This window comes from Marinicella pacifica, from assembly GCF_014636635.1.
Lineage (GTDB): Bacteria > Pseudomonadota > Gammaproteobacteria > Xanthomonadales > Marinicellaceae > Marinicella > Marinicella pacifica.
Genome location: NZ_BMEO01000007.1, coordinates 60,672 through 72,720, shown reverse-complemented (window position 1 = coordinate 72,720; position 12,049 = coordinate 60,672). Strand labels below are relative to the sequence as shown.

General features: G+C 46.4%; 9 protein-coding genes and 1 tRNA gene. All 10 read left to right on the top strand.

The genetic code is table 11. The features are described 5' to 3' along the window. The coding region (locus IEV16_RS13430; RefSeq protein ID WP_503826736.1) for an EF-Tu C-terminal domain-related protein at nt 1-112 on the top strand (112 nt) is incomplete at its 5' end. 71 nt (nt 113-183) lie between these two features. Next, a tRNA-Trp gene (locus tag IEV16_RS09360) sits at nt 184-259 on the top strand. A 39-nt stretch (nt 260-298) separates the two neighbouring features. Then, the gene (gene secE / locus IEV16_RS09355) at nt 299-670 is read left to right on the top strand and encodes a preprotein translocase subunit SecE (protein ID WP_188365439.1); all 372 of its coding nucleotides are present in this window, start codon (nt 299-301) and stop codon (nt 668-670) included. Nucleotides 671-687: 17 nt separating this feature from the next. After that, complete coding sequence (gene nusG, locus IEV16_RS09350; protein ID WP_188365438.1) at nt 688-1,221, top strand: transcription termination/antitermination protein NusG; 534 nt, start codon at nt 688-690, stop codon at nt 1,219-1,221. Nucleotides 1,222-1,277: 56 nt separating this feature from the next. Further along, complete coding sequence (rplK, locus tag IEV16_RS09345) at nt 1,278-1,712, top strand: 50S ribosomal protein L11 (RefSeq protein WP_188365437.1); 435 nt, start codon at nt 1,278-1,280, stop codon at nt 1,710-1,712. Next, on the top strand, nt 1,712-2,407 hold the full coding sequence (rplA, locus tag IEV16_RS09340; protein ID WP_188365436.1) for a 50S ribosomal protein L1: 696 nt from the start codon (nt 1,712-1,714) through the stop codon (nt 2,405-2,407). Before rplK ends, rplA begins: the two co-directional genes overlap by 1 nt. Before the next feature lie 197 nt (nt 2,408-2,604). Then, the gene (gene rplJ, locus IEV16_RS09335) at nt 2,605-3,129 is read left to right on the top strand and encodes a 50S ribosomal protein L10 (protein WP_188365435.1); all 525 of its coding nucleotides are present in this window, start codon (nt 2,605-2,607) and stop codon (nt 3,127-3,129) included. A gap of 25 nt (nt 3,130-3,154) precedes the next feature. After that, nucleotides 3,155-3,532 (top strand): 50S ribosomal protein L7/L12, encoded by a 378-nt coding sequence (rplL, locus tag IEV16_RS09330; RefSeq protein WP_188365434.1) that lies wholly within the window; start codon nt 3,155-3,157, stop codon nt 3,530-3,532. 155 nt (nt 3,533-3,687) lie between these two features. After that, nucleotides 3,688-7,755 carry a DNA-directed RNA polymerase subunit beta gene (rpoB, locus tag IEV16_RS09325; RefSeq protein WP_188365479.1) on the top strand — a complete coding sequence of 1,356 codons (4,068 nt, stop codon included), beginning with the start codon at nt 3,688-3,690 and terminating at the stop codon, nt 7,753-7,755. Nucleotides 7,756-7,769: 14 nt separating this feature from the next. Next, nucleotides 7,770-12,008 carry a DNA-directed RNA polymerase subunit beta' gene (gene rpoC / locus IEV16_RS09320; RefSeq protein WP_188365433.1) on the top strand — a complete coding sequence of 1,413 codons (4,239 nt, stop codon included), beginning with the start codon at nt 7,770-7,772 and terminating at the stop codon, nt 12,006-12,008. The last annotated feature ends 41 nt before the right edge of the window (nt 12,009-12,049 follow it).

Genomic DNA, 12,049 nt, shown 5'->3' with positions numbered 1-12,049 from the left:
GATGGTTGTTGAATTAATTGCACCGATTGCGATGGACGAAGGTTTACGCTTTGCGATTCGTGAAGGTGGCCGTACTGTGGGTGCGGGTGTTGTGGCTAAAATTATTGAATAATTAAGCCCGATAAAAATACGCAAAAGCCAACACTTTTCAGGTGTTGGCTTTTGGTGTCTTTAAGAGAATACAGGCCAGTAGCTCAATTGGCAGAGCAGCGGTCTCCAAAACCGCAGGTTGGGGGTTCGATTCCCTCCTGGCCTGCCATCTTATTGAGAAGATGGCAATTTTGGAAGTGAAATTAATATGAGTAATGCTGAATCATCGCATAATGTCGGTGACAAACTGAGGTGGTGGCTGGCCATCGGCATCATGATTGCCGGGGTGGCAGCCAATTTGTATTTTGTTGACACTTATCCGACCATTATCCGTGTGCTCATGGTGCTGGCCGGGGTTTTGATTGGTGGTTTTTTGGGTTATACCACGCCCAAAGGTAAAGAGTTTGCGCGTTTTGTTCGCAACGCCAACATTGAACGTCAAAAAATTGTCTGGCCAACAAAAAATGAAACCATCCAGTCAACCATTATCGTGATTGTGATGGTGTTGGTGATCAGTTTCTTTTTATTCATGTTGGACACCCTCTTTAGTAATTTAGTGGATTACTTCTTCGGAAGTTAATCGCCCAGGAGTTTTTCATGTCACACAAATGGTATGTGGTTCACGCCTATTCCGGTTTTGAACAGCAAGTCTGCCGTTCTTTGCAAGAACGCATTGAGCGTTTTGGTATGCAGGATAGTTTTGGCGATGTGCTGGTGCCGAAAGAAACCGTTGTGGAAATGAAAAAAGGCCAGAAAAGAAAATCTGAGCGCAAATTTTTCCCGGGATATGTTTTGGTTCAGATGGAGATGAACGATGAAACCTGGCACCTGGTCAAAAGTGTGCCGAAAGTGCTGGGCTTTATTGGTGGTACGGCTGAGAATCCGGCGCCGATTACCGAACGCGAAGCCAATGCCATCTTGCAGCGCATTGAAGAAGGTGAAAACAAACCGCAGCCAAAAACCATGTATGACGTGGGCGAAGTGGTGCGGGTTATTGATGGTCCTTTTGCCGATTTTGACGGCGAAGTGGAAGAAGTCAATTATGAAAAAAGCCGCCTGCGTGTGGCGGTCTCAATTTTCGGTCGCTCAACACCTGTTGAACTTGAGTTCAGCCAAGTTGAGAAAATGTAGAAGTTTAATTTATTTAATGGGGAGCCCTTTCAGGGCGTTTGCACCCGGAGAGAATTATGGCAAAGAAAGTACAATCCTATATAAAACTACAAGTGCCTGCCGGTCAGGCCAATCCGAGTCCGCCTGTGGGTCCTGCATTGGGTCAGCATGGTGTTAACATCATGGAATTTTGTAAAGCCTTTAACGCCAAAACCGGCGATTTAGAACAGGGCTTACCGGTTCCGGTTGTTATCACGGTTTACAATGACCGCAGTTTCACTTTCATCACAAAAACGCCCCCTGCTGCTGTGTTGTTGCTGAAAGCAGCCGGTGTCAAAAAAGGCAGTGGTGAGCCCAACAAAAATAAAGTGGCCAAGGTCAAACGCGCTCAACTGGAAGAAATTGCCAAGATGAAAGAACCGGATTTGACCGCTGCAAATATGGATGCGGCCGTGCGTACCATCGCCGGTACCGCGCGCAGTATGGGTATTGAAACAGAAGGGGTGAAATAATGGCACAAGCAGGTAAAAGAATTCGTGCGATCAAAGAACAAGTTGATCCGACCAAAAAATACGACATCAAAGAGGCTGTGGCTTTTTTACAGGAAAATGCGTCTAAAAACTTTGATGAATCCATTGACATTGCCATTCAGTTAGGCGTTGACCCTAAGAAATCAGATCAAGCTGTGCGCGGTGCCACCGTGTTGCCAAACGGCACCGGTAAAACAGTGAAAGTGGCGGTTTTTGCGCAAGGTGAAAAAGCCGATGAGGCCAAAGAAGCCGGTGCCGATGTGGTGGGTTTTGAAGACCTGGCTGAAGAAGTTAAAAAAGGCAACTACGATTTTGATGTGGTGATTGCGGCACCCGATGCGATGCGTGTGGTCGGCCAGCTGGGTACTATTTTAGGCCCTAAAGGGCTGATGCCAAATCCTAAAGTAGGCACTGTGACACCGGATGTGGCCACTGCCGTCAGAAACAACAAGTCCGGTCAGGCTATGTACCGCATTGAAAAAGCCGGTATTATCCACACCGTGGTCGGTAAAGCATCATTCAGTGCCGATGCCTTAATTGAAAATATGCAAGCCCTGTTGGGTGATTTGTCGAAAAAGAAACCACCTCAATCAAAAGGTCGGTTTATTCGTAAGATCAGTGTTTCGTCGACCATGGGTCCTGGTTTGCAAATTGACCCCAACTCGTTGGGACTTTAAAAGAATTTGAGGGTTGGCCGGCTCTTATGAAGTCGGTCGGCCATCAAAGACCGTAGGGGATTGGTGATTTGTCAATCTTAATGTCCTACGCAGATGGTGTCCTCGCACAAAACACTGTGAGTCACCAAAATGGTTTCACCCGTTGTGGGTGAATTTATGTACTGCAGCATCAGCTGCATGAGCCTTTGGAGGTTATCATGGCGCTCACATTAGAGCAGAAAAAAGCTGTAGTCAGTGAAATTGCTAAAGTGGCTGAAATTGCCCATTCTTTAGTGGCAGCGGAGTACCGTGGATCATCGGTTGATTCGATGACAGCGATGCGTGCCGATGCCAGAAAGAATGGTGTTTATTTAAAAGTCGTTAAAAACACGTTAGTACGCCGAGCCGTCAAAAACACAGAATACGAATGTATTGCTGATGCTTTGGTGGGTCCTTTGTTATTTGCCTTCAGCCAGGAAGATCCCGGTTGTGCGGCACGTCTGCTCAAAGACCATGCCAAAGAAAACGACAAGCTCGAAGTCAAGTTTCTGGCCGTTGGTGGTCAGATGCTTCCGGCCAGTGAGTTATCTCGTCTGGCTTCATTGCCAACCAAAGACGAAGCCATTGCACTGCTGATGGCGGTAATGAAAGCACCGATCGAGAAGCTGGCGCGTACTTTGAACGAACCACACGCAAAACTGACACGTACAATTGCAGCCGTCAAAGAACAAAAAGCTGCTTAACTAAATACTTTTTTGGAGAATTAAAATGGCCGTATCAAAAGATGATATTTTAGAAACTATCTCATCAATGACCGTAATGGAAGTTGTTGAATTAATCGAAGCGATGGAAGAAAAATTTGGTGTTTCAGCCGCTGCCGCTGTTGCCGCTGCTCCGGCTGCTGCCGGTGGTGAAGCTGAAGCCGCCGCTGAGCAAACCGAATTTGATGTTATTTTAAGTGGTTTCGGTGACAAGAAAGTCGGTGTGATCAAAGCTGTACGCGGCATCACCGGCCTGGGCTTGAAAGAAGCCAAAGAATTGGTTGAAGGCGCACCGGCACCGGTTAAAGAAGGTGTTGATAAAGCTGAAGCCGAAGAAATCAAAAAACAACTTGAAGAAGCCGGCGCTTCTGTTGAGTTGAAATAATTACGTAACGTAATGAGATAAACCTAAAGGCTGGCATTTAATGCCGGCCTTTAGTCGCTTGAAAAATACCGGAATTAAACGGTTATGTTCAGGTGTCGTAAAGTTTAAATCGATGCGGCTTTTCAGCGGCATCACAGGTGAAGGTGATTAGAGCGATGGGTTATACATTTACTGAGAAAAAAAGAATCAGAAAGGATTTCAGTAGTACGTCTGCGGTGTTGGATGTCCCTTACTTACTGGATACACAAATCAAATCTTACAATGCTTTTTTGGGTGAAAATGATCAGGGCCTCAATGGATTGAATGATGCTTTGAATTCAATTTTCCCGATAGAAAGCTATTCAGGTTTTGCAAAATTAGAATACGTCAGCGTTTCCGTCGAAGATCCTGAGTTCGATGTTCTTGAATGTAAATTGCGCGGTATGACCTACGCGGCTTCAATCCGTGCTGTGATTCAACTGGTGATTTATGATAAAGATAAAAGCACCAAGAAAAAGAAAAAAGTTAAATATGTTGAAGAGCAAAGTGTTTACCTTGGTGATCTGCCGTTAATGACCGAAACCGGAACCTTTGTAATTAACGGAACGGAACGCGTTATTGTTAACCAATTACACCGTTCACCGGGTGTGTTTTTTGATCACGACAAAGGCAAAACCCATTCATCGGGTAAAATTTTATATTCTGCGCGGGTCATTCCTTACCGTGGTTCCTGGCTGGACATGGAGTTTGATGCCAAGGACAGTGTGTTTGTGCGCATTGACCGTCGTCGAAAACTACCGGCATCCATTTTGTTGCGTGCTCTGGGTTTTAATGATGAGCAGATTTTAGAACAGTTCTTTGAAATCATTCCCATCACCCTCAATAAAACCAACGCCAAAATGAAACTGGTGCCTGAATACATTAAGGGCGACACCTTTGATTTTGATATCAAAGACGGCAAAGACGTGATTGTCGAAGCCGGCAGACGTATTACGGCACGCCACGAACGTAAACTCAAAAACTCCGGTCTAAGTACTTTAAGCCTGGAAGATTCCTATTTGATCGGCAAAATACTGGCGAAAAACATCATCGACAAAGAAACCGGTGAAATCTTATTTGCGGCCAACACTGAAATCACCGAAGACGTGTTGGAAAAATTGCGTGATGCGGCCGTTAAAAACATCGATATTCTGTTGATTAATGATCTCGATCGCGGGCCTTATATGTCCAACACTTTGAACATTGATCCCACCACCACCCCGGAAGAAGCCCTGATTGAAATTTATCGCATGATGCGCCCGGGTGAGCCGCCAACGGAAGATGCGGCACGGTCTTTGTTTGAAGGGTTGTTTTTTACGCCTGAGCGCTATGATTTATCGGCCGTTGGTCGCATGAAATTCAACATGCGCCTGGGTCGTGAGGAATCCGAAGGTGAGGGCACCTTATCAAAAGAAGACATTGTGGATGTGATGCGCGAACTGGTGAACATTCGTAACGGCAAAGGCCATGTGGATGATATTGACCATTTGGGTAACCGCCGGGTTCGTTCGGTCGGTGAAATGGCGGAAAATGTCTTTCGTATTGGTTTGGTGCGTGTCCAACGGGCGGTTAAAGAACGTTTAACTGTGGCCGAATCAGAAGGTTTAACCCCGCAGGATTTAATCAATGCAAAACCCATATCTGCATCAATCAAAGAATTCTTTGGTTCAAATCAGCTGTCTCAGTTTATGGATCAGAACAATCCTTTGTCTGAGATTACCCACAAGCGCCGTGTTTCAGCACTGGGCCCAGGTGGTTTAACCCGGGAACGTGCCGGTTTTGAGGTGCGGGACGTACACCCGACGCATTACGGGCGTTTGTGTCCGATTGAAACCCCTGAGGGGCCGAACATTGGTCTGATTAATTCGCTGGCGGTTTATGCCCGCACCAATGATTACGGTTTTCTGGAAACACCCTACCGAAAAGTCAAAAACGGCAAAGTCACTGACGAAATTGTTTATCTGTCTGCGATTCAGGATTCGGACAATCCAATCGCCCAAAACAGTGCCAAACTAAACAAGGACGGTTCTTTTGCCGAAGAATTTGTTTTATGCCGTCACAAAGGTGAAGTGGTGTTAAAACAGGCGGAAGAAATTAATTATATGGACGTGTCCGAGAAACAAATTGTTTCTGTGGCCGCGGCTTTGATTCCGTTTCTGGAGCATGATGATGCCAACCGTGCACTGATGGGTTCTAATATGCAGCGTCAAGCCGTACCGACTTTACGTGCTCAAAAACCACTGGTGGGTACCGGTATGGAACGCACGGTTTCGCGAGATTCCGGTGTGACCGTGATTGCTAAACGTGGCGGAACCGTTGAAATGGCGGATGCCTCACGGATTGTTGTGCGCGTCGATGCCGAAGAAACCGAAGATCAAGATCCCGGTGTGGATATTTATAATCTGATTAAATACATGCGTTCTAATCAGAACACCTGTGTTAATCAGCGTCCCATCGTTAAAGTCGGCGATGTGATTGAAGCCGGTGATACCCTGGCCGATGGTCCCTCCACCGATTTGGGTGAACTGGCTTTGGGTCAAAACATGAAAGTGGCCTTTATGCCTTGGAATGGTTATAACTTCGAGGATTCAATCCTGATTTCAGAGCGGGTGGTGAAACAAGACCGACTGACCACCATTCATATTGAAGAGCTGACCTGTATTGCCCGTGATACCAAATTGGGCCCTGAGGAAATTTCTTCAGATATTCCCAATATCAGTGAACATGCCCTGACCAAGCTGGATGACTCCGGTATTGTTTATGTCGGTGCTGAGGTTAATGCCGGTGATATTCTGGTGGGTAAAGTGACACCTAAAGGTGAGACTCAGTTAACACCGGAAGAAAAATTATTGCGTGCCATTTTTGGTGAGAAAGCGTTGGATGTCAAAGATTCATCTTTACGGGTTAAATCGGGCATGAGCGGCACCGTCGTGGATGTTCAGGTTTACACCCGCGAAGGTATTGAAAAAGGCTCTCGTGCTGAACGCATTGAGCAAGAGGAAATTGAAAAAGTCCGCAAAGACATGGACGATCAATTCCGCATAATGCGCACGGTTATTCACCAACGGATTAAAGAGTTGTTGATTGGCGCTGAAGTGGTGAAAGCACCGGGCGTCAAGAAAGGCACTAAACTGGATGAAGCGTATTTTGACGGTCTGGAAATCGATCAGTGGTTCGATATTAAACCCAAAGACAATAAGCTGGCTGAACAAATGGATCGTTTTGCCGATCAGATCAAAGAACAGCGTAAAATCTTTGACAAAAAGTTTGAAGAGAAAAAAGCCAAAATTGTCCGCGGCGACGACTTGGCGCCCGGTGTTCTGAAAATGGTCAAAGTGTATCTGGCTGTTAAACGCCGTATCCAGCCGGGTGACAAAATGGCCGGACGCCACGGTAACAAAGGTGTGATTTCCATGATTGTGCCGGAAGAAGATATGCCGTTTGATTCAGACGGTCGGCCGGTGGATATTTGCTTAAACCCGCTGGGTGTTCCCTCGCGCATGAACATTGGTCAGATTCTGGAAGTACACTTGGGTCTGGCAGCCCGTGGTCTGGGTTATCAGATTGAAAAAATGCTCGAAGAAAATGTCACCATGGCCAAACTTAAAGACTTTTTAACTGAAATTTATAATGTCGATGAAAAAGGTCAGGTCAGTTTTAGCAGTTTTAATAAAGATGAAATGCTTGAATTGGCACATAACCTAAAAGACGGCGTGCCCATGGCGTCACCGGTTTTTGACGGTGCCAAAGAAGAACACATCCGTAAATTACTGAAAATGGCCGGTTTGCCGGAAGATGGTCAAACCATTTTGTTTGATGGTCGAACAGGTAAACAATTTGACCGTCCGGTGACCGTGGGCTACATGTATATGCTGAAATTGAATCATTTGATTGATGACAAAATGCATGCCCGTTCCACCGGTCCGTACTCACTGGTGACGCAACAACCACTGGGAGGTAAAGCCCAGTTCGGTGGACAGCGTTTTGGTGAGATGGAAGTGTGGGCCTTGGAGGCTTATGGGGCAGCCTATACATTGCAGGAGATGTTGACGGTTAAGTCCGATGATGTACAGGGTCGTAACCAAACCTATAAAAATATCGTCGACGGCAACCATAAGAATGTTTCAGGCGTGCCTGAATCCTTTAACGTATTGGTCAAGGAGGTCAGAGCCCTTGGTTTGAATATGGAATTGGAAAACGAATAAGCCAGGAGAAACAGATGAAAGATTTAATTAAATTATTTAATCCCAAAAAAGAAGTCCAAGACTTTAATGCCATTAAAGTTTCTCTGGCACCACCGGAATTGATTCGTTCCTGGTCTTATGGTGAGGTGAAAAAACCCGAAACCATAAACTACCGAACCTTTAAACCCGAACGCGACGGCTTGTTCTGTTCGGCGGTGTTTGGACCGGTGAAAGACTACGAATGTCAATGTGGTAAATACAAACGCATGAAGCACCGCGGTGTGGTCTGTGAGAAATGTGGTACCGAAGTGACACTGGCGAAAGTGCGTCGTGAGCGCATGGGTCATATTGAACTGGCCAGCCCGGTCGCGCATATCTGGTTTTTGAAATCTTTGCCGTCTCGCATTGGCTTAATGCTGGATATGACCTTACGGGAAATCGAGCGTATTTTATATTTTGAATCCTTTGTGGTCACTGATCCGGGTATGACCGAACTGGAAAAAGGTCAGTTGCTCACCGATGAGCAATATGGCGAAGCGATTGAAAACTACGGCGATGAATTTAAAGCCCTGATGGGGGCTGAAGCGGTTTATGAATTGTTGTCGGAAATTGACATCAACGCGGAACTGGTGAAGTTACACGAAGACATTAACTCCACCAAATCAGCCACCAAAATTAAGCGACTGTCAAAGCGCATCGCCTTGTATGATGCCTTTAACAAATCAGGTAATAAGCCTGAGCACATGATTTTAACCGTGTTGCCGATTTTACCGCCTGATTTACGTCCTCTGGTGCCTCTGGATGGTGGTCGATTTGCCACTTCCGATCTGAATGATTTATACCGCCGCGTCATTAACCGCAATAACCGTTTGAAACGGCTATTGGAACTGCATGCACCGGATATTATTGTGCGCAATGAAAAACGCATGTTGCAGGAATCTGTTGATGCCTTATTAGACAATGGTCGTCGCGGTCGTGCCGTGACCGGCAGTAACCGCCGTCCACTGAAATCACTGGCTGACATGATTAAAGGAAAACAAGGTCGTTTCCGTCAGAACCTGCTGGGTAAACGGGTGGATTACTCCGGTCGTTCGGTGATTGTGGTGGGACCGACTTTACGTCTGCACCAGTGTGGTTTGCCGAAAAAAATGGCATTGGAATTGTTCAAGCCGTTTATTTTAGGTCGTTTATTAAAAGATGGTTTTGTGTCAACGATTAAAGCCGCCAAACGGGCGATTGAAGCTGAAGTGCCTGAAGTGTGGGATATCTTAGATCATGTGATTCGTGAGCATCCAATTCTGTTAAACCGGGCGCCAACCTTGCACAGATTGGGGATTCAGGCTTTTGAACCAGTGTTGATTGAGGGTAAAGCGATTCAGTTACATCCGTTGGTTTGTACCGCCTTTAACGCTGACTTTGATGGCGACCAAATGGCGGTTCATGTGCCATTGTCCATCGAGGCGCAATTAGAAGCCCGTACCCTGATGATGTCCACCAATAACATCTTGTCACCGGCTTCCGGTGAACCGATTATTGTGCCATCTCAAGACGTGGTATTAGGTTTGTATTACATGACCCGCTCATTGGTGAATGAAAAAGGCGAAGGCATGATTTTCTCCGATATGGGAGAAGTCAACCGCGCTTACCAAAATGGTCATGTGTCCTTACAAGCCAATATTAAAGTGCGTTTAACCACCACCGATGAACAAGGTGAAAGACACACTGATTTACTTGAAACAACGGTGGGCCGCGCCATCCTGGCAGATATTTTGCCTGCCGGATTAAGTTTTGATTACATTAATCAGACCCTGAACAAAAAAGCCATTTCAGCGTTGTTGAATGCCTGTTATCGTCAGTTAGGCACCAAAGCCACGGTTATTTTTGCCGACCAGCTGATGTACACCGGTTTCAGATACTCAACCATTGCCGGTATATCAATTGGTGTCACTGATCTGATTATTCCCGATGCCAAGAAAGACATTCTGGAAGCCGCGGATAAAGAAGTGCTGAAAATTCAGGAGCAATACACCTCTGGTCTGGTAACCGCCGGTGAACGCTACAACAAAGTGGTGGACATCTGGTCTAAAGCCAATGAAGAAGTGGCGGCGGCGATGATGGAAGTCATCGGTAAAGAAGAGGTCAAAGATAAAGATGGAAACACAGTGGTGCAGGACTCCATGAACTCGGTCTTTATCATGGCAGATTCCGGTGCCCGGGGCTCACAGGCGCAAATGCGTCAATTGGCCGGTATGCGCGGATTGATGGCGAAACCCGATGGCTCGATTATTGAATCACCGATTAAAGCCAACTTCCGTGAAGGTTTGGACGTGATGCAATACTTCTCTTCGACTCACGGAGCGCGGAAAGGTTTGGCCGATACCGCTTTGAAAACCGCGAACTCAGGTTACTTAACCCGCCGATTGGTGGATGTGGCGCAAGATGTGGTCATCACCGAAGTGGATTGTGGCACCTTGAACGGCTTTGATTTATCGCCGATTGTTGATGGCGGTGAAGTGATTGAAACCCTTGCCGATCGTGTACTGGGTCGTGTGGTGGCTCAAGATGTCTTGAATCATCAGGATAAAGTGGTGATTGAAGCCGGTACCATGATCAGTGAAGATCTGGTTGATCTGATTGAAGAAGAGGGCCTGGATAAAATCAAAGTCCGTTCTCCAATTACCTGTGAAACTGAATTTGGTATTTGTGCACAGTGTTATGGTCGTGATTTATCGCGCGGTCACCGGGTTAATATCGGTGAAGCCGTCGGTGTGATGGCAGCACAAAGTATTGGTGAGCCCGGTACTCAGTTAACCATGCGGACTTTCCACATTGGGGGTGCAGCAACCAAAACCACCGCCTCTGACAGTGTTGAAATCAATTCCTCCGGTACCATACGGATGCACAACATTAAATTTGTGACCAATGCAGAGAAAAAACTGGTGGCCATTTCCAGATCCGGTGAGATTTCCGTTATTGATAAATCGGGTAAGGAAAAAGAACGTTACAAAGTGCCATACGGTGCGGTCATCCATGTCAAAGACAAAGCCAAAGTCAAAGCCGGTGAAGTTATCATTAACTGGGATCCGCACACCCATCCGATTGTGTCGGAAGTTGCCGGACAAGTTGTCTTAAGTGACTTTAAAGAAGGTGTCACGGTAGAAGAAAAACTGGACGAACTGACCGGTTTAACCAGTTTTATCATCACCGATCCGAAACAACGCGGGCAAGCGGGTAAAGACCTGCGACCCATGGTTCGTATTGAAGACAAGAAAGGTAAGCCTGTGATTATTCCGGGCACAGATATGCCTGCGCAGTATTTGTTGCCACCCGGCGCGGTGGTCAACATCCGCAATGGTCAGGAAGTGTCTGTGGGTGATTTCTTAGCCAGAATTCCGCAAGCTTCCTCAAAAACACGTGACATCACCGGTGGTTTGCCCCGGGTTGCTGATTTGTTTGAAGCGCGTAAGCCCAAAGATCCGGCCATTCAGGCGGAAGCCAGTGGTGTGGTGAGTTTTGGTAAAGACACCAAAGGTAAAAACCGGCTGGTCATCAGTCAGGCCAATGGTGAGAAAAATGAGACCTTGATTCCTAAATGGCGCCAAATCATTGTGTTTGAAGGTGAGCATGTGGAAAAAGGTGATATTGTGGTTGAAGGTGAACCCAATCCACACGACATCCTGCGCTTACAAGGCGTGGCTGCTTTGGCGGCTTATCTTGTGAACGAAATTCAAGATGTGTACCGGTTACAAGGTGTAAAAATCAATGATAAGCACATTGAATGTATTATTCGTCAAATGCTGCGCAAGGTTGAAATTGTGGAACCGGGCGATACCGATTATTTACAGACCACTCAGTTGTCCTATAAAGAAGTCACGGCAACCAACCGGGAGATTCTGAAAAATGATGGTATGCCGGCGGAGTTTGAGATGCTGTTACTGGGTATCACCAAAGCGTCCCTGGCCACCGAATCCTTTATTTCCGCGGCTTCATTCCAGGAAACCACCCGGGTATTAACTGAAGCTTCAGTAAAAGGTACGCGCGATGAGTTGCGTGGTTTGAAAGAAAATGTGATTGTTGGGCGTTTGATTCCGGCCGGTACCGGTTTGAATTATCATCTCAAACAAACACAAACCAAAGAAGCTGAACTGCAGTCAGAATTACAGGCGATGGTTGATAATGCCGAAGCCGACATAAAAGACGACAGTGAAGCCGCCTTAATTGAAGAATTGCGCAAGGCTGCTGATGAACAGCCCGAGCAGTCTGCAGATGAATAATCTGCACAGTATATGACGGGTATTTGTCAGGCAGAAAAATC